Consider the following 16,444-nt stretch of genomic DNA (forward strand, 5'->3'; position numbering starts at 1 on the left):
GCACATCGGCGACAGGACCTGTGGCGTTCGCCTGTAGCGAAATCCCTGGTCGTGTTATCGAAAACACACTGCTTCATACGCGGGAACAAAGTCCCCCGTCCCGAACGTCTGACAGAGTAGTCATACCCCTGCTGGGAAGTAGCGGTAGCGAGCTCGTGGTGAGTGACCACGGGCCCCACACCAGGTGAACGGTCGTCGGGACCGGGAGCCAGGACGGAGGAGTCATGCCAGGAACCCTGACAAGCACCCCACTGACCGCGGTCGATCGTTGCGACCGCTGCGGGGCGGCTGCCCGAGTGCGTGCCGTACTGCCCGCAGGTGGAGAGTTGCTCTTCTGCCAGCACCACGCGAACGAACACATGGATCGGCTGCGTGAGCTGGACGCCGTGATCGACACGGAGTCCGCTCCCGCACTCTGACCTGCTCCTCGCGTCCTGACACAACAGCATCGGACAACAGAACACCGTTTCCACCGGCAGCGGGCGACCCACAGGTCGCCCGCTGCCGGCGTGTCCGGGCGGCGATCAGTCGCCGGACACTCCGGCGAGGATGCCGTCCAACAGCCTGGCCAGGCCGTATTCGAACGCGCCGTCCGGGTCGGCGGGCGCCTGGTACAGCTCGCCGACCGTCGCTCCGACGCGCGACGAGAGCGGGAACCGGCTCGGCGGCATGACCTCGGCCAGCAGCGGCCCGTGCACCTCCCACCACTCCGCGTCGCTCATCCGCCCGGTCTCGCGGGCAGCGGCCACCGCCATGCGCGCGTTCCCGGCGGCGAACTCCGACAGCACGGCGATCACCCGGTCCATCACCACGTCCGGCATGCCGAGCCCCTCGATCGCGGCGAGCTGCCGCTCATAGCGGCGCATCCGTCCCGGCCCGAGCACGAGCCGCCAGGGCGGCACTTCGAGCAGCCAGGGGTGCGCCACGAACTCCGCACGGACCCGACGGGCCACCGCGGCCAAGCGCTCACGCGGCGGTAGATCCGCCGGTATCGGCGGGTCCTCGTCGGCCACCGCGTCGGCCATGAGGACCGCCAGGGCGTCCTTGCTCGGCACGTACGTGTACAAACTCATCGGCCGCAGCCCCAGCTCGGCGGCGACCGTGCGAATGGATACCTTCTCGTAGCCCTCCCGGTCGGCGAGCGCGACCGCCGCCGCGACCACCGCGTCGACGGTGACCGTCTGCTTCGGACCACGCCCCACCGGACGCGGGGGAAGTTCGTGCCGCCAGAGCAAGCCCATCAGCTGCCTCGCCTGGTCGGGTGTGATGTCGTCGTTCACCGGCTCCTCGGAACAAACTCGGTACGGTGTACGTTGTCACATTACTCCGTACGCCATACGTTGATTCAAGGGGTGCGTCCTGCCCAGCACACATGCCACTTACCTGCCGGATCGGCACATGTTCGCCCTCTGGACCTGGGCGGGACACGCCCCGGGTCCGGCCCCGGCGGGTCCGGGTGACCGCGAGACCCTCGCGCTGGCCGTCCCGGCCGCCGCGGACGAAACCTTGGAAGTCACCGACGTCGACGCCGTCTTGGTGGACCCCGTGACCTTCGCCGACTCGACGCTCGAGCACTCCGGAGAGTCCGTCTCGGCCTGGCAGCGCATCGTGCGCGCAGCACTGGCCGGAGAGCCGCCCGGCACGGATACCGCTGCGCTGCCCATCGCGGCGTACGCCGTCCCCGACGCGTCCGGCACGGCGATCGTTTCCGCGCACCGCGCGCAGCGCGTACTGCTCGACACCGAGGCCGTCGCCGCGGACCTGCGGGCGACGCTGAAAGCGCGCCTGCGCCCCTACCAGGCACGCGGAATCGGCTGGCTACGCGAGACCGTGGCCGCGCACGGCGGCGCGGTGCTCGCCGACGAGATGGGACTCGGCAAGACCGTGCAGGCCATCGGCTTCCTGCTCGATCGGGCCGGGAGCGGTCCCCAGCTGGTGGTGTGCCCGACCTCACTGGTCGGCAACTGGGCACACGAGATCGGCCGGTTCGCGCCGGGGCTGCGGGTGGCCGTCTGGCGCGGCGGCGCCCTCGACGCCGACCCCGCCACCGTCGTCGTCACGGGCTATCCGACCTTGCGGCTGCACGGACGGCTGCTGACGCAGCGCGCCTGGGCGACGGCCGTCTTCGACGAGGCGCAGGCGCTGAAGAATCCTCGCACCCAGGTCGCGAAGGCCGCGCGCGCGATCGACGCGGCCGCGACCGTCGCGCTGACCGGCACACCGGTCGAGAACCACCTCGAGGAGCTGTGGGCCCTGCTGCACCTGGTGGCGCCCCGGCTGTTCGGGCACCGGACGCAGTTCCGTCGTCGTTTCGTGCGGCCGATCCACGAGGGTTCAGCGGCCGCCGCGGCGCGTCTGCGCGACGCCATCGAACCCGTGGTGCTGGCCCGCACGAAGAGCCAGGTCGCCGCCGCACTGCCCGCGAAGATCCACAGCGACCTGCTCTGCGACCTCACCGACGAACAGGAGCGGCTCTACGACCAGCTGCTCGACAAAGCCGTCGAGGACGGATTCGGCGCGGGCATCGAGCGTCACGGTCGCGTGCTCGCTGCGCTGACCGCGCTCAAGCAGGTGTGCAATCATCCCGGGCTGATCACCGGCGAACTCCACGAACTCGCCGGCCGCTCCGGAAAACTCGACCTGTGCACCGACATCGTCGCCGCCAATCTCGAAACCGGCAGTCCGACACTTGTCTTCACCCAGTACCGCCAGGCCGGTGAGCTGCTGGTGCGGCACCTCGCCGAACAGTTCGGAGTGCGGGCGCCGTTCTTCCACGGCGGGCTCTCCCAGGCCGAGCGCGCCGAGATCGTCACGCGGTTCCAAGCCGCGGACGGACCGCCGGTGCTGGTGCTCAGCCTGCGGGCGGCGGGCACCGGGCTCACGCTGACCCGCGCCGCCGACGTCGTCCACTTCGATCGCTGGTGGAACCCCGCCGTGGAGGCCCAGGCCTCCGACCGGGTCCACCGGATCGGCCAGACCCGCACGGTCACCGTCACCACGCTCACCTCGGCCACGACCGTGGAGGAGCACATAGCGGGCATGCACGACCGCAAGGCCGCGCTGCGCGACCTGGGCGACGCGGCGGGCATCGCGGCCCTGGCCGCCCTGGACGACGACCGGCTGATCGAGATGCTGCGGCGCAAGAGGGAGAGTTGATGGCGGACAACGAGTTCGGCTACACGGCGTGGGGCATGGACTGGGTGCGGCTGGCCGAGCCGCTGCGCCAGACCCGGCCAGATCCGCTGCTGCCCCGCGCGCGCAGTATCGCCCGCAACAACGGCGTGCGAGCCACCATCGAGGGCCGGGTGGTGCGGGCCACGATCCACCGCGGCGGCGAGGCGTCGCTGACCCACGTGGAGGTGGCGCCGCTGTCCCGGCAGACAATCACCGCGATAGCCGCGATCGCGCCGGACCCGACCCTGCTGACCGACGACACCCACCGCGCGATCAGCGCGGCCGGAATCGCACTCGGACCACAGCTCGCGGGCACCGACTGCTCGTGCACGGCGCGCAAGGCCCGGTGCGTCCACGTCTTGGCCGTCTACTACGAGATGGCGCGTCGAGTGGACGAGGATCCGCGCCTCGCCTTGGCGATCCAGGACTATTTCGCTGCCGCGCCGACGGATTCGGACGAGCCCGCACCGGAGGCGCGGTGGACGCCGATCAGTGCGCTGGACCCCCGGCGATTCTTCACAACGACGACCGGCTGAACGGGCGGGCGACAGCTGGCGCGTCCCTGCCGCCAGGGTGCGGGCCACCGGCAAGAGCGAACATAGCCGTGAGCCGGCGTGGTCGGCGCAGCGCAGACCAGCCAACCGGCGCGCCTCGATTTCGGCTTTCCTGCGATCCCGGACCGGAGCCACCGTCCCGTTGGTTCCGCACCCCGACCTTCCCCGCAGGGCACCGAGGGGGAGGTGCCCGCGGCCCGCTCGTACCGGCCGCTCCCGGGCGCGGACCTCACTCGGGCCGTCTGGCCCGGAAGCGGAAACTCGAAGCGCCGGTGTCGATCCGCACATCGGTGAAGCCGATCCGGCTCAGCCGGTCGGCCGCGGTTTCCGGCGGCACGGGCACGCAGGTGTCGCCGAGGTGCATGAGCCGGAACAGGCGGCCGTCGAGCCCGTCGCTGCCCGCGAACACCCCGCCGGGGCGCAGGACCCGCAGGGCTTCGGCGAACAGCGCGTCCTGCCTGCCGGGTGTCGGCACGTGGTGCAGCATGGTGAAGCAGACCACGGAGTCGAATCGCCCCGGCGGCAGGGGCATGTCGGCGCCGTCGCCGTCGATCACCGTCATCGCCTCGCCGTGCCGCTCGCGTAGCCGGGTCGCCAGCGCCGGATCGATTTCGACACCGGTGAGCGCCGACGTCCGGGCCAGTAACGCGGAGACGTTGGCGCCGTAGCCGGGACCGATCTCCACGGTGTCGGCGCCCAGGTCGAGGCCGGACAGCGCCCACGGCACGATGCGCGTCGCGCTGGTCTTCTCCCACACCGACGAGCGGCACAGCAATCGGTGAAATATGTTCATCGCCATGCCTGTGACGCTAGGAACGGATCGCGCCGGGCACGACAGGCTACGGTGACAAGTTGTGTCGCAGAACGGCCATGCCGTAGTCCATCCCGCTCCGGCGGGCGCGACCGCCATGGTGTTCGGGGTCGGAGTGCTGCCCGCCAGGCACTGGTTCGAGTGGCACGAGCATCCGCAACACCAGATCGCCTGGGCCTCGCGCGGCGTCCTCGCGGTCGAGGTGGACGACAACCGCTGGGTGCTACCGCCGACCAGGGCGCTGTGGATCCCCGCGGGCGTCGCGCACCGAACCGGCACCTCCGACGGCGCCGCGATGCGCGGCATCTTCCTCGACCCCGGCCGCTGTCCGGTCGAGTTCGCCGCGCCGACCATGTTGCGCGTGACCCGGCTCCTGCACGAGCTGTTCGACCTGCTCACCACGACAGACACCGGCCGGGAGCAGCGAGCGCGCGCCGAAGCGGTCGTGTTCGATTTGCTCGAACCCGTCCCGGTGATTCCGATCGGTGCGCGCTGGCCCACCGATCCCCGGGCACGGCAGGTGGCCGACGCGCTCACGGCCGATCCGGCCGACCCGCGCACGCTCGCCGAGTTCGCCGTCCACGTCGCCACCAGCCCGCGCACGCTGGCCCGGTTGTTCGTGTCGCAGACCGGTCTCGGCTTCGGCCAGTGGCGCACGCAGGCAAGGCTGGCCGCTTCGCTGCCGCTGCTCGCCGCGGGCCTGCCGGTCGCCCGGATCGCGGGCCGGGTCGGCTACGGGACGCCGAGCGCTTACGTCGCGGCGTTCCGGCGGGCAGTCGGAATCCCGCCGGGACGGTATTTCTCCGGCTGATCAGGCGTTGGTGCCGCTGTCCACGGTGAGGAACGCGCCGGTCACGCTGCGGCCGGACGGCCCGGCCAGGTAGGCCACCGCGTCCGCGACATCGTCGGCGGCGCCGAAGCGGCCCAGCGCGGTGAGGTCACGCTGCCGCTGCGCGTGCGCGCCGTCGCCGGGGTTCATGTCGGTGTCGGTGGAGCCCGGCTGGACGAGGTTCACCGTGATTGCGCGCGGGCCCAGTTCGCGCGCCAGCGCCTTGGTGAAGCCGCTGAGCGCCGACTTGCTGAGGTTGTAGAGCGTCAAACCGTCGAACGGCGCGTGATCGGTGAGGTTGGTGCCGATGCTGATGATCCGGCCGCCGTCGGTCATGTGCGCGACCCGCGGCCTGCGCACCGACGAACGCGGCACGGGCGTGCACGCCGAGCGCATTGTCGATCTCCGCGAGGGTGAACTCCTCGAACGGCTTCGCCGGGAAGATCCCCGCGTTGTTGACCAGGATGTCCAGCCCGCCGAGTTCGGCCGCGGCGCGATCCACCGCCGCGCGCACGGCCGTGGCATCGGCGCGACGGCTCGGCGGCCGAGCGCCCGCAGATCGCCGACTACCGTCTTCGCCTGGCCTTCGGCGTGCTGGTAGGTCAGCGCGACGTCCGCGCCCGCCGCGGCGAGGCGGCGCGCGATCGCCGCCCCTATCCCGCGACTGCCCCCGGTGACCAGCGCGACCTTGCCCGTGAGGTCCGGCATAGGTACTCCTCCAATTTTTGTGTCGATCAATACATAAATAGCCAAGCGCATCGTCCAGGCGGGTGTCAAGGGGTATATTTAACGATCGACACAGAAAGGTCCGGCATGGCTGAACGGGGACGACCGCGCGCCTTCGATCGCGCCGAGGCGCTGCGCTGTGCCATGGAAGTGTTCTGGGAGCACGGCTACGAGGGCGCCTCGATGAGCGACCTCACCACCGCGATGGGGATCAACTCCCCCAGCCTGTACGCCGCGTTCGGAAGCAAGGAGGCGCTGTTCCGCGCGGCCGTGGAGCTCTACGGGCACACCGACGGCGGCTACACCGCCCGCGCGTTGCGGGAGGAGCCGACCGCGCGGGCGGCTGTCGAGGCGATGCTGCGGGACAACGCGAGGGCTTACACCGAGGAGAACAAGCCGCACGGGTGCATGGTCGTGCTGGCGGGATCCACCTACACCACCCGCGACACCGGCATCCGCGACTTCCTCGTCGACAAGCGCCGCGAGACCATCGAAGACCTCCGGGGGCGGCTCGATCGCGGCCTCGCCGAGGGCGACCTACCGGAAGGCACCGATACCGCGGCACTGGCCGGTTTCTACACCACGGTCCTCTACGGCCTGTCCATCCAGGCACGCGACGGAGCGTCGGCGGCGGAGCTCACCGCCTCCATCGACTGCGCCATGACCGCCTGGCCCGCCGGCTGATGCGGGCTATTTCCGGCGCAGCGCGGCGATGCGCTCACCGAGTTGCTCGGCGGAGGCCAGCGCGGTCGGCGGCCCACCGCACTCGCGGCGCAACTCGCCGTGGATCACCCCGTGCGGTTTCCCGGTGCGATGGTGGTGCATCGCCACCAGGCTGTTGAGTTCACGTCGCAGCTCGCCCAGCCGATCGGCGGTGGCGACCCGCTCCGCGGCTCCGGCCACCTGCGCGCCGGGATCGGCGACAGGTGCGGGCGCACTGCGCTCGGAAACCTGTTTGGCCTGCCGCTCGCGCAGCAGCGCGCGCATCTGCTCGGCGTCCAGCAGGCCCGGAATCCCCAGGTAATCGGCCTCCTCGTCGCTGCCTGCGAAAGTCGCGGTACCGAAGGAGGATCCGTCGTAGATCACCTGGTCGAGTTCGGCGTCGGCGGCCAGCGCGACGAAGGACTTCTCCTGCTCGCCCGGCTCGTCCTGCTGCTTGTTCGCTTCGATCAGCAGGTCGTCGTCGAGAGCGTTCTTCTCCCGGTGCGGCTTGCCGATGACGTGGTCGCGCTGCAACTCCAGCTGTGCGGCCAGATCCAGCAACACCGGCACCGACGGCAGGAACACGGTCGCGGTCTCACCGGGCTTGCGGGCACGCACGAACCGCCCGATCGCTTGCGCGAAGTACAACGGGGTGGAGGCGCTGGTCGCGTACACCCCGACGGCCAGGCGCGGGACGTCGACGCCCTCGGACACCATACGGACCGCGACCATCCAGGGCTGGGTGCTCTTGCCGAATTCGGCGATGCGGTTGGAGGAGGCCGGGTCGTCGGAGAGCACCAGCGCGGGCTTCTCACCCGAGATGTGCTCGAGCAGTTCCGCGTAGTCGCGGGCACGGTCCTGGTCGGTGGCGATCACCAGACCGCCCGCGTCCGGCATACCGGAGGCGCGCTTCTGGCGCAGCCGGATGTCGGCGGCGCGCAGCACGGCGGAGATCCAGTCGCCCGCCGGGTCCAGCGCGGTCCGCCAGGCGCGGGCGGTCTGTTCGGCGTTCAGCGGCTCGCCGAGACGCGCGGAATACTCCTCTCCCGCGCTGTCGCGCCAGTGCGCCTCGCCGGAATAGGCCAGGAAGACCACCGGCCGCACCACGCCGTCGGCGAGGGCCTCGGCATAGCCGTAGGTGTGGTCGGCACGGGACTTCGGGAACCCGGACTCGTCGGGTTCGTAGACGACGAACGGGATCTGGCTGTCGTCGCTGCGGAACGGTGTACCGGTCAGCGCGAGGCGGCGGGTGGCGTCGCCGAACGCCTCGGCGGTCGCGTCGCCCCAGCTCTTGGCGTCTCCGGCATGGTGGATCTCGTCGAGAACGACGAGCGTCCTGCGGTTTTCGGTGCGCACGCGGTGGCGGAAGGGATGCGCGGCGACCTGCGCGTAGGTGACCACGACGCCGTGATAGTCACCCGAGGTGCCGCCGGTGGAGTTGGAGAACCGCGAGTCCAGCGCGATCCCGGCGCGCGCGGCGGACTGCGCCCACTGATGCTTGAGGTGCTCGGTCGGCGCCACCACGGTGATCTGGTCCACGGTGCGGTCGGCCAGCAACTCGGCGGCCACCCGCAGCGCGAAGGTGGTCTTACCCGCGCCCGGGGTGGCCACGGCGAGGAAGTCCCGCGGCCCGGTGGCCAGGTACTTCGTCAGCGCCCGTCGCTGCCAGGCGCGGAGCGAGCCACCGACGACGGTACTCGCCGCTGTCGACTCGCCCGGCGTCTCCGCTTCTCCCGCCACAGCGGCACCCGACCCAGTCACGCAGACGACCCTAGCGGCCCGCCACGGTGTGTCGCCAAACCGACGCGGCGGGCGCGACGGGCGTCACACGGCCACCAGCCAGGACGCCGGCAGTTCACCCGATGCGCATCGACACGTCCCGCGCACAGTCCGATGCCGATCGCCGAAGTGCGCGATGCTGTAAGCACGATGACCGAGCACCGCGCCCTCCCGGGCGATCCGCCGCGGACCGACGCACCGTCGCCCCGCGCCGCCGCCGTGCGCGCGCGCACCTGGACCGACCGCGCCGGCGCGCGGGCGGCGGTGGTGAGCAGGCGCGCCGCCGCGCTGATCATGCGGGTGGCGCGGAAGGCCTGGGCGGATTCCATTTTCGCCAAGTCGGCCGCGGCGGCGTTCTGGCAGACGCTGTCCCTGGCGCCGCTGTTGCTCGGGGTACTCGGCAGCCTCGGTTACGTGGGCGGCTGGTTCGGCCCGGACACGGTGCAGATCGTCGAGACCAAGATCATCGCGTTCAGCCAGGACCTGTTCAGCGCGAACGTGGTCTCCGACCTCATCGAGCCAACGGTGCAGGACGTCCTCGGGCGCGGGCGCGGCGCGGTGGTGTCGGTCGGCTTCGTGCTGTCGCTGTGGGCCGGGTCGTCGGCGATGGCGACCTTCGTCGACTCGATCGTGGAGGCGCACGACCAGCAGGACGCGCGGCACCCGGTGTGGCAGCGCATCTTCGCCCTGTTGCTGTATGTGCTGTTCCTGGTGGCGTCGGTGTTCATCCTGCCGCTGGTAGCGCTGGGGCCGACGCTGATCGGACGGGTGCTGCCCACCGCGTGGCGGGCGACCGGACTCGGACTGCTGGATTTCTTCTACTACCCGGGCGTCGGCCTGCTGCTGATCGTCGGACTGACCACGCTGTACAAGCTGGCGCTGCACACTTCGCTGCCCTGGCACCGGCTCTTCGGCGGGGCCCTGGTGGCCGGGGTCTTCTTCATGGCGGCCAGCGACGTGCTGCGCCGCTACCTGTCCTGGGTCACCCGCACCGGCGTCACCTACGGTGCGCTGGCGACGCCGATCGCGTTCCTGCTGTTCACGTTCTTCCTGGGCTTCGCGGTGATCCTGGGCGCGGAGTTCAACGCGGCGGTACAGGAGTTCTGGCCCGCCCGGGCGACGCGTATGGAGCAGGTGAAGGAGTGGATCGCCAGCCAGGTGCGCGGAGAGGGAGAGGGCGGAGCCGACGAGGACACGGCAGACCGGAACGAGGCCGCCGCGAGCCCGGACGAGGCCGGGCCCGACGGCTCGCACGTCATGTTCGGTCTACGCGGAGCGGGGTCCTCGTCCGGCGAGTTGTAGTCTCACTCGCCCTTGCGTAGGCCGTCGTAGACCTTCTTGCACTCCGGGCACACCGGAGAGCCGGGCTTGGGCGAGCGGGTCACCGGGAAGACCTCTCCGCACAGCGCGACCACGTGGGTGCCCATGACGGCGCTCTCGGCGATCCTGTCCTTCTTCACATAGTGGAAGAACTTCGGGGTGTCGTCGCCCGTCGTCTCGTCGGTCGTCGTATCCGGGCGAACCATGGTGTCGGTGCTCACGCATTCCATGATGCCGCATCGCGCGGTACCTGGCCGAACACGGTGCCGCATCAGCGGTGACCTTGTTCTCGGAGCGGAGGCCGATCACGGGATCGCATCGGTTGTGCCCCACGATCTCGGAGCAGAAGACGACCGTATGTGCGCGGATCGAGCGCGAGTGGAAGACTCGGGGTATGCAGCAGAACGGCGATTCCTCATCCGCCGACGGCCGCGACCGCGAAGAGCACCCCGACGTGACGATGCCGACGCAGCCCCGCCGTTCCCCCGGATATTTTCCAGGTAATGACGACAAACACCCGGTACTGATCACCGAGGCGGCGCCCTCTCTCGAAGACCAGCACCGGGCCAGAGTGCGCCGGTACACGATCATCATGGCGTTCCGCATACCGTGCCTGGTTCTCGCCGCGATCGCCTACAGCACGTTCGGCAATCCGCTGCTGTCCATCCTGATCATCGTCGCGTCGATCCCGCTGCCCTGGATCGCGGTGCTGATCGCCAACGATCGCCCACCCCGCCGCAAGGACGAGCCCAGTCGCTGGGACCGTCCCCGCACCGCCATCGAGTCGCGTCCGCACAACGCCATCGACGGCTGAGTTCTCCGCGGCAACCCCTCATCGCGAGCCGAACGCCGCGCCGGGGGCCGGAGCCCGGCGGATGACCGCCGACATCACCGCGGCGGCCCCGCACAGACCGCCCGCCAGATACCAGGCGAGGTCGTAGCTGCCCTGGAGGTCGCGGATGACACCGGCACCAGTGGCCGCCACCGCAGAGCCGATCTGGTGGGCGGCGAACACCCAGCCGAACGCGACCGGACCATCGGCGCCGAACAGCTCGCGGCACAGCACGACCGTCGGCGGCACCGTGGCCACCCAGTCCAGGCCGTAGAAGATGATGAACACCCACAGGCTCGGCTGGGTGTCCGGACCGAGCAGCGCGGGCAGGATAAGCAGCGACAGACCGCGCAGCGTGTAGTAGCCGATCAACAGGTAACGCGGGTCCATCCGGTCGGTCAGCCAGCCCGAGGCGATGGTGCCTGCCACGTCGAAGATGCCGACCACGGCCAGCAGACTCGCGGCGGTGGTCGGTGGCATGCCGTGGTCGTGCGCGGCGGTGACGAAATGGGTACCGACCAACCCGTTGGTCGACGCGCCACAGACCGCGAACCCGCCCGCGAGCAACCAGAAGCCGGGACGGCGGGCGATGGTGGCGAGCACCGTGAGCGCCCGGGACGCGCCACCGGCGGCGGGTACCCGAAGGCCCACCGCGCTGTCCGGCTCGGCGCCGTAGGCTCGCACGCCCAGGTCACTCGGATAGTCCCGGATGAACAGCAGCACCAGCGGCGCCACGGCCAGTGCCGCGGCCGCGACGATCAGCGACGGCACCCGCCAGCCGTGCGCGTGTGCCAGCGCCGAAACCAGCGGAAGGAAGACCAGCTGTCCGGTCGCGCCCGCGGCGGTGAGCACCCCGGTGACCAGACCGCGCTGACGCACGAACCACCGGCCGGTGATCGTCGCGACGAACGGCATCGACATCGACCCCACGCCCACCCCGACCAGCAGTCCCCAGGTCAGCACCAGGTGCCACGGCCGGGACATGAACACCGTCAGCCCGCTGCCCGCCGCGACCAGCAGCAGCGCGCAGGCCACCACCCTGCGGATGCCGAAACGGTCCATCAGCGCGGCGGCGAACGGTGAGATCAGACCGTAGAGCAGCAGATTCAGCGAAACGGCGGTCCCGATGGTCGCGTGTGACCAGCCGAACTCCTCGTGCAGCGGGTCCATCAGCACGCCGGGCACCGACCGGAATCCGGCCGCGCCCAGCAGCGCGATGAAACCGACGCCCGCGACAAGCCATGCCGGATGCAAGCGCCGGCGCGGCGCGGTGTCGAGAGAAACCAGGGGCGGCGTCCGCAGTTCGGTCACCCGATGAGCTTGCCGGAATCATGTTCACGCATCGAGTGGCGGAAATGCCACATACCATCGAATTCGTGCCAATCGCGGGCGCGCCGGTATCTTCTCGACAAGGCGCGCACGCGTACCTAGGGTCTCATGGGACCTCGCGCACCATGATCACCGATGTTGCGGGCGACAAGACAGGAGTGCACATGATTCGGTGGATCTGGGTCTTCCTGGACCGCCCGGCACAGCGTTTCGACGACTGCGCGAAGTTCTGGTCCACGGTCACCGGCACCGAACTCTCCCCTCGGCGCGGTGCGAACGACGAGTTCCTCACCTTGTTGCCCGACCCCGCGCTGTTCGCCGCGGCGAGCGTCAAGATGCAAGCGGTGACCGGCCTGGGCGGTGTGCACCTCGATCTGGACGTCGACCACATACCCTCCGCCGTCCGCACCGCCCTGGACCTCGGGGCGGAACTGGTCGCCAACCATCCGGACTACGCCGTGCTGCGCTCCCCCGGCGGCCAGACGTTCTGCCTGACGCCCAGCGGCCGCGCGAGGAGCACGCCCGCACCCGCCGTCCGGGCCGCGGACGGCACGTTCTCGCGCCTCGACCAGGTGTGCCTCGACATCGGCCCACTCGACCACGAGGTGGAGACCCGCTTCTGGAAGCTGCTGACCGGGTGGGCTTTCCAGCCCGGCAGGCGGCCGGAATTCGCCCGCCTGCGCTCCGAGGAACAGCAGTTACCGGTGCAGCTGCTGTTGCAGCGCCTCGGTGAGAACCGCCCGACCAGCGCGCATGTCGACCTGGCCGCGAGCGACATCGAAGCCACCGCCGCATGGCACGAGTCGCTCGGCGCGACCGTGGTGGAGCGTCATGAGCACTGGATCGTCCTGAGCGATCCGGCCGACGCGCTGTACTGCGTCACCGGACGCGATCCCAGCGGAGTCTGATCGGCCAGCGGCACAGCGGCACAGCGGCACAGCGGCACAGCGGCACAGCGGCACAGCGGCACAGCGGCACAGCGGCACAGCGGCACAGCGGCACAGCGGCACAGCGGCACAGCGGCACAGCGGCACGGACGACAATCCCACAGGCCCGTCACGGGGACGTCCACCACGTCGAGGTCCCGTGACACAGTGGGCGCTCGATCCGCGCCCGGTGGTCGCGGTGGCAGAGTACCGGTGTGTCTACGAACCGATCGACGACCACCGGATCGCTGCTCACCGCGCTGTGCCCGGACCTGCGGACCGCGCTGACCAGGGTGGGCTACGACGCCGACACCCTGCTGGAGGTACTCGGCGACGCGCACGCCGCGCTGGGCCGGTCGGAGCCGGTGCCGGTGCGCCGCGCGGCACGCCGGGCCGGAGAGCTGGGCACGCTGATCCGCCTTCTGCTGCTCGGCGACGCGCTGCCCGAACGGGAGGTGGCCGGGGCGCTCGCGCCCGTGGCGATCGACCGCGCGGTCGCCGCGGGCCTGCTCGACCGCGATGGTGACCAGGTGCGGGCGGCGCTGGACCTGCGGCCGCTGGACGCGGGCGCGGGCACCCGATGGGTCCTGTCCGACCTCGACGATTCGATGCACCGGCGCACCCTGACCGAGGAGCACGTCCTCGGTGTCGGCCACGCCTCTCTCTCGCTGCTGCGCGCCACACCCACCCGGCCGGTCGGCACGGTGCTCGATCTCGGCACCGGCTGCGGGGTACAGGCGGTGCACGCCGCGTCGTACGCGCGGCGCGTGACCGCCACCGATGTCAATCCCCGGGCGCTGTGGCTGGCCGAGGCCACCGCGGCGCTCAACGAGCTGGACATCGAACTGCTGGAGGGTTCCTGGTTCGAACCGGTGCGGGGCAGGCGCTTCGACCAGGTGGTGGCCAATCCGCCCTTCGTGGTGGGTCCCGGGCGCGTCGAGCACACCTATCGCGATTCCGGCCTCGCGCTCGACGGCGCGAGCGAATTGGTGATCGCGCAGGCCGCCGATCTGCTCGCCCCCGGTGGCACCGCCGCGATGCTCGCCGCATGGGTCCATGCCGAGAACGAGGACTGGCGCGGGCGGGTCTCCTCCTGGTTGCCCGCGCACGGCGTGGACGCCTGGGTGGTGCAACGTGACGTCGCCGATCCCGCCCTGTATGTGGGCACCTGGTTGCGGGACGCGGGAGCGGATCCGCGAGATCCGGCCGCGCAGGCTCGCGCGGAGCGCTGGCTGGACGCTTTCGAGGCCGCCGACGTCGAAGGAATCGGGTTCGGTTTCGTCTACCTGCGCAGCATCGACGGGCCGACCGAACTGCTCGCCGAGGATCTCACCCACGGCTTCGACGATCCGCTCGGCGAGGAGGCCGTCCGGTATTTCGAGCGCTCGGCCTGGTTGCGTGCTGTCGCCCGTGACGAAAGTCTCGCCTGGTCTTCGCGTTTCGCCGTGGACCCGGCGACAGCGCTGGAACGGGTGTATCTGCGGGGCGCCGAGGGCTGGGCGCCGGAGGTGGCGCGGTTGCACCGCGGCGATGGGCCCCGCTGGCAGCACGAAGTGGATGAGGCCACGATCGCACTGCTGGCGGGAATGCACGCCGACGGCCTGCCGTTGTACGAGCTGATCGAGCTGCTGGCGCTCGCGCACGGATCCGAGCAGGTGAGCGCCGAGTTCGCGGCCGACGCGTTGTCCGTGGTCACCGGATTGGTACGGCACGGATTGATCAGGCCCGTGTGATCACACGGCGACCGCGCGCCGGTCGGTGCGGGTCCTGGCGGGAGATTGTCCCCGCGCTGCGGTGCTTCTCAGGAACTTCTCAGACGAGAAGCGCGAAAACCGCTGCTCAGAGCGGTTTATGCCAGCCGTAACGGGGAACTTTCTTTCTGTCGGGTCCGTTTATCGGAGTGAGACACCACCGACAGGAGGCAAGTCATGACAAGCCCCGCCACCACTCGTGTGCGCATCAGCGATTCGGACCTCGACGCTCAGAGCCCTGCCGCCGACCTGGTACGCGTGTACCTGAACGGGATCGGCCGCACCGCGCTGCTCACCGCTGCCGACGAGGTCGAGCTGGCCAAGCGCATCGAGGCGGGCCTCTACGCGCAGAATCTGCTGGAAACCGGCAAGCGACTGTCGGCGACCCGCAAGCGTGATCTCGCGATCATCGTGCGCGACGGTCAGGCCGCCCGGTCTCATCTGCTGGAAGCCAACCTGCGCCTTGTTGTCTCGCTCGCCAAGCGGTACACCGGCCGCGGCATGCCGCTGCTCGACCTGATCCAGGAGGGCAACCTCGGGTTGATCCGTGCCATGGAGAAGTTCGACTATGCCAAGGGCTTCAAATTCTCCACCTACGCCACCTGGTGGATCCGGCAGGCCATCACCCGCGGTATGGCCGACCAGAGCCGCACCATCCGCCTGCCCGTCCACCTCGTCGAGCAGGTGAACAAGCTGGCCAGGATCAAGCGCGAACTGCACCAGCAACTGGGGCGCGAGGCCACCGACGAGGAACTGGCCCGCGAATCCGGCATCCCGGTCGACAAGATCTCCGATCTGCTCGACCACAGCCGTGACCCGGTGAGCCTGGACATGCCGGTCGGTAACGACGAAGAGGCCCCGCTGGGCGATTTCATCGAGGATTCCGAGGCCACCTCGGCCGAGTCGGCGGTCATCGCAGGCCTGCTGCACCACGATGTGCGCAGCGTGCTCGCCACCTTGGACGAGCGCGAACAGCAGGTCATCCGGCTGCGATTCGGGTTGGACGACGGCCAGCCGCGCACGCTGGACCAGATCGGCAAGCTCTTCGGCCTCTCCCGCGAGCGGGTGCGCCAGATCGAGCGTGAAGTCATGGCGAAGCTGCGCAAGGGCGAGCGGGCCGATCGGCTCCGCGCCTACGCCAGCTGATCATCCCGGGCGCCGGCTGCGTCGAGACAGCGCCGGCGTTCGGCTCGGTGACCGTTTGCGCCCTGGTCACCTCTCCGCGCCGACCGGTAAGCGCGCGTGCCCGTCCCCTCCGGGTGTCGCGCGAACCGGTCGGCGGTGTCGTACTTCCCCCAAGTCGGCCCGGTGGGCTCAGCTCTGATCCACCGCGATGTCGTACTTCACGGTGTCACCGTCGACCGAGGTCACCGTCAGCATCACACCGAGGGTGTCCCCGCCCGCGGTCAGCGTGCAGCGCATGGTCGTTCCTTCCTTGCCGGTGAGATCGCCGGGGCAGTCGATGGCGTCGGGTTCCTGCCCGACCTTCTCGGTGAGCGAATCCTTCACCGACCTCTCCAGATCGGCCTCTTCGACTTTCGGCGTACCGATGCTGACCGAACACGCGGTCAGCGCCGTCACGAGCAACGACAACAGGGCAAGGCTGCGAATCTTCATGGCGAGCTGGGCCTTTCTCAGGACGAATATGGCATCCCCACATCGCGGTGCGAGGGATCGTCCGTTATCGGACATCTCGCTGGTGACCTGTGTG

At 70.2% G+C, this 16,444-nt stretch carries 17 protein-coding genes and 2 pseudogenes; 10 read left to right on the top strand and 9 right to left on the bottom strand.

Annotated features, from left to right (window positions below; genetic code table 11):
• The first annotated feature begins 224 nt into the window (after positions 1–224).
• Complete coding sequence (locus ON29_RS18350; protein ID WP_036538000.1) at positions 225–419, top strand: DUF7455 domain-containing protein; 195 nt, start codon at positions 225–227, stop codon at positions 417–419.
• A 105-nt stretch (positions 420–524) separates the two neighbouring features.
• Here the strand turns inward: ON29_RS18350 and ON29_RS18355 are convergent, their stop codons facing one another.
• On the bottom strand, positions 525–1,241 hold the full coding sequence (locus ON29_RS18355) for a TetR/AcrR family transcriptional regulator C-terminal domain-containing protein (RefSeq protein WP_051175360.1): 717 nt from the start codon (positions 1,239–1,241) through the stop codon (positions 525–527).
• A gap of 157 nt (positions 1,242–1,398) precedes the next feature.
• Between ON29_RS18355 and ON29_RS18360 the strand changes: the two genes are divergently transcribed.
• Together ON29_RS18360 and ON29_RS18365 are read left to right on the top strand one after the other, a co-directional pair.
• Entirely contained in the window at positions 1,399–3,156 is a 1,758-nt protein-coding gene (locus tag ON29_RS18360; protein WP_040867828.1) for a DEAD/DEAH box helicase, read from the top strand.
• Positions 3,156–3,710 carry an SWIM zinc finger family protein gene (locus ON29_RS18365; protein WP_040867831.1) on the top strand — a complete coding sequence of 185 codons (555 nt, stop codon included), beginning with the start codon at positions 3,156–3,158 and terminating at the stop codon, positions 3,708–3,710. Before ON29_RS18360 ends, ON29_RS18365 begins: the two co-directional genes overlap by 1 nt.
• A gap of 247 nt (positions 3,711–3,957) precedes the next feature.
• Here the strand turns inward: ON29_RS18365 and ON29_RS18370 are convergent, their stop codons facing one another.
• On the bottom strand, positions 3,958–4,527 hold the full coding sequence (locus ON29_RS18370) for a class I SAM-dependent methyltransferase (protein WP_040867833.1): 570 nt from the start codon (positions 4,525–4,527) through the stop codon (positions 3,958–3,960).
• Between the two features lie 55 nt (positions 4,528–4,582).
• Here ON29_RS18370 and ON29_RS18375 point away from each other — a divergent pair, with 55 nt between their 5' ends.
• Positions 4,583–5,350: an AraC family transcriptional regulator gene (locus ON29_RS18375; RefSeq protein WP_245549007.1), complete on the top strand. Its 768-nt coding sequence runs from the start codon at positions 4,583–4,585 to the stop codon at positions 5,348–5,350.
• Here the strand turns inward: ON29_RS18375 and ON29_RS37645 are convergent, their stop codons facing one another.
• From ON29_RS37645 to ON29_RS37655, 3 genes and pseudogenes are all read right to left on the bottom strand, one after another.
• Complete coding sequence (locus ON29_RS37645; RefSeq protein ID WP_306307220.1) at positions 5,351–5,764, bottom strand: SDR family oxidoreductase; 414 nt, start codon at positions 5,762–5,764, stop codon at positions 5,351–5,353.
• A 1-nt stretch (position 5,765) separates the two neighbouring features.
• Positions 5,766–5,882 (bottom strand): annotated as a pseudogene (locus ON29_RS37650) (SDR family NAD(P)-dependent oxidoreductase); the annotation flags it as partial.
• A 29-nt stretch (positions 5,883–5,911) separates the two neighbouring features.
• Positions 5,912–6,127: pseudogene (locus tag ON29_RS37655) on the bottom strand (SDR family NAD(P)-dependent oxidoreductase); the annotation flags it as partial.
• Positions 6,128–6,181: 54 nt separating this feature from the next.
• On the opposite strand from ON29_RS37655, the gene ON29_RS18385 reads away from it, so the two are divergent.
• Positions 6,182–6,778 carry a TetR/AcrR family transcriptional regulator gene (locus tag ON29_RS18385; protein WP_040867835.1) on the top strand — a complete coding sequence of 199 codons (597 nt, stop codon included), beginning with the start codon at positions 6,182–6,184 and terminating at the stop codon, positions 6,776–6,778.
• A 6-nt stretch (positions 6,779–6,784) separates the two neighbouring features.
• On the opposite strand, the gene ON29_RS18390 is transcribed toward ON29_RS18385, so the two are convergent.
• Positions 6,785–8,536, bottom strand: a complete 1,752-nt coding sequence (locus tag ON29_RS18390) for a DEAD/DEAH box helicase (protein WP_040867837.1) — start codon at positions 8,534–8,536, stop codon at positions 6,785–6,787.
• A 333-nt stretch (positions 8,537–8,869) separates the two neighbouring features.
• Between ON29_RS18390 and ON29_RS18395 the strand changes: the two genes are divergently transcribed.
• Positions 8,870–9,877 (top strand): YihY/virulence factor BrkB family protein, encoded by a 1,008-nt coding sequence (locus ON29_RS18395; RefSeq protein ID WP_245549017.1) that lies wholly within the window; start codon positions 8,870–8,872, stop codon positions 9,875–9,877.
• 2 nt (positions 9,878–9,879) lie between these two features.
• Here the strand turns inward: ON29_RS18395 and ON29_RS18400 are convergent, their stop codons facing one another.
• On the bottom strand, positions 9,880–10,125 hold the full coding sequence (locus tag ON29_RS18400) for a DUF3039 domain-containing protein (protein ID WP_085994906.1): 246 nt from the start codon (positions 10,123–10,125) through the stop codon (positions 9,880–9,882).
• A gap of 230 nt (positions 10,126–10,355) precedes the next feature.
• Here ON29_RS18400 and ON29_RS18405 point away from each other — a divergent pair, with 230 nt between their 5' ends.
• A complete protein-coding gene (locus tag ON29_RS18405; protein ID WP_040867981.1) occupies positions 10,356–10,709 on the top strand; it encodes a DUF3099 domain-containing protein in 354 nt (117 codons plus the stop codon).
• Between the two features lie 18 nt (positions 10,710–10,727).
• Here the strand turns inward: ON29_RS18405 and ON29_RS18410 are convergent, their stop codons facing one another.
• A complete protein-coding gene (locus ON29_RS18410; RefSeq protein WP_051175346.1) occupies positions 10,728–12,038 on the bottom strand; it encodes an MFS transporter in 1,311 nt (436 codons plus the stop codon).
• Positions 12,039–12,220: 182 nt separating this feature from the next.
• On the opposite strand from ON29_RS18410, the gene ON29_RS18415 reads away from it, so the two are divergent.
• The 3 genes from ON29_RS18415 (at position 12,221) to ON29_RS18425 (ending at position 15,879) form a co-directional block, all read left to right on the top strand.
• Complete coding sequence (locus tag ON29_RS18415; protein WP_040867839.1) at positions 12,221–12,964, top strand: VOC family protein; 744 nt, start codon at positions 12,221–12,223, stop codon at positions 12,962–12,964.
• Positions 12,965–13,197: 233 nt separating this feature from the next.
• Positions 13,198–14,715 carry a DUF7782 domain-containing protein gene (locus ON29_RS18420; RefSeq protein WP_083863737.1) on the top strand — a complete coding sequence of 506 codons (1,518 nt, stop codon included), beginning with the start codon at positions 13,198–13,200 and terminating at the stop codon, positions 14,713–14,715.
• Between the two features lie 195 nt (positions 14,716–14,910).
• On the top strand, positions 14,911–15,879 hold the full coding sequence (locus ON29_RS18425) for a sigma-70 family RNA polymerase sigma factor (RefSeq protein WP_040867841.1): 969 nt from the start codon (positions 14,911–14,913) through the stop codon (positions 15,877–15,879).
• A 168-nt stretch (positions 15,880–16,047) separates the two neighbouring features.
• Here ON29_RS18425 and ON29_RS18430 read toward each other — a convergent pair whose 3' ends face one another.
• On the bottom strand, positions 16,048–16,350 hold the full coding sequence (locus tag ON29_RS18430; protein ID WP_040867843.1) for a DUF4333 domain-containing protein: 303 nt from the start codon (positions 16,348–16,350) through the stop codon (positions 16,048–16,050).
• Positions 16,351–16,444 lie beyond the last annotated feature (94 nt).

It is taken from the genome of Nocardia exalbida NBRC 100660 (assembly GCF_000308575.1).
GTDB lineage: Bacteria > Actinomycetota > Actinomycetes > Mycobacteriales > Mycobacteriaceae > Nocardia > Nocardia exalbida.

Bases quoted from the DNA above. Each gene is read 5' to 3' on its own strand.
- ON29_RS18365 (WP_040867831.1), top strand. From the start codon at position 3,156: ATGGCGGACAACGAGTTCGGCTACACGGCGTGGGGCATGGACTGGGTG.
- ON29_RS18350 (WP_036538000.1), top strand. From the start codon at position 225: ATGCCAGGAACCCTGACAAGCACCCCACTGACCGCGGTCGATCGTTGC.
- ON29_RS18360 (WP_040867828.1), top strand. From the start codon at position 1,399: ATGTTCGCCCTCTGGACCTGGGCGGGACACGCCCCGGGTCCGGCCCCG.
- ON29_RS18370 (WP_040867833.1), bottom strand. From the start codon at position 4,527: ATGGCGATGAACATATTTCACCGATTGCTGTGCCGCTCGTCGGTGTGG.
- ON29_RS18430 (WP_040867843.1), bottom strand. From the start codon at position 16,350: ATGAAGATTCGCAGCCTTGCCCTGTTGTCGTTGCTCGTGACGGCGCTG.
- ON29_RS18425 (WP_040867841.1), top strand. From the start codon at position 14,911: ATGACAAGCCCCGCCACCACTCGTGTGCGCATCAGCGATTCGGACCTC.
- ON29_RS18355 (WP_051175360.1), bottom strand. From the start codon at position 1,241: ATGGGCTTGCTCTGGCGGCACGAACTTCCCCCGCGTCCGGTGGGGCGT.
- ON29_RS18405 (WP_040867981.1), top strand. From the start codon at position 10,356: ATGCCGACGCAGCCCCGCCGTTCCCCCGGATATTTTCCAGGTAATGAC.
- ON29_RS18400 (WP_085994906.1), bottom strand. From the start codon at position 10,125: ATGGAATGCGTGAGCACCGACACCATGGTTCGCCCGGATACGACGACC.
- ON29_RS18385 (WP_040867835.1), top strand. From the start codon at position 6,182: ATGGCTGAACGGGGACGACCGCGCGCCTTCGATCGCGCCGAGGCGCTG.
- ON29_RS18395 (WP_245549017.1), top strand. From the start codon at position 8,870: ATGCGGGTGGCGCGGAAGGCCTGGGCGGATTCCATTTTCGCCAAGTCG.
- ON29_RS37645 (WP_306307220.1), bottom strand. From the start codon at position 5,764: ATGCGCTCGGCGTGCACGCCCGTGCCGCGTTCGTCGGTGCGCAGGCCG.
- ON29_RS18415 (WP_040867839.1), top strand. From the start codon at position 12,221: ATGATTCGGTGGATCTGGGTCTTCCTGGACCGCCCGGCACAGCGTTTC.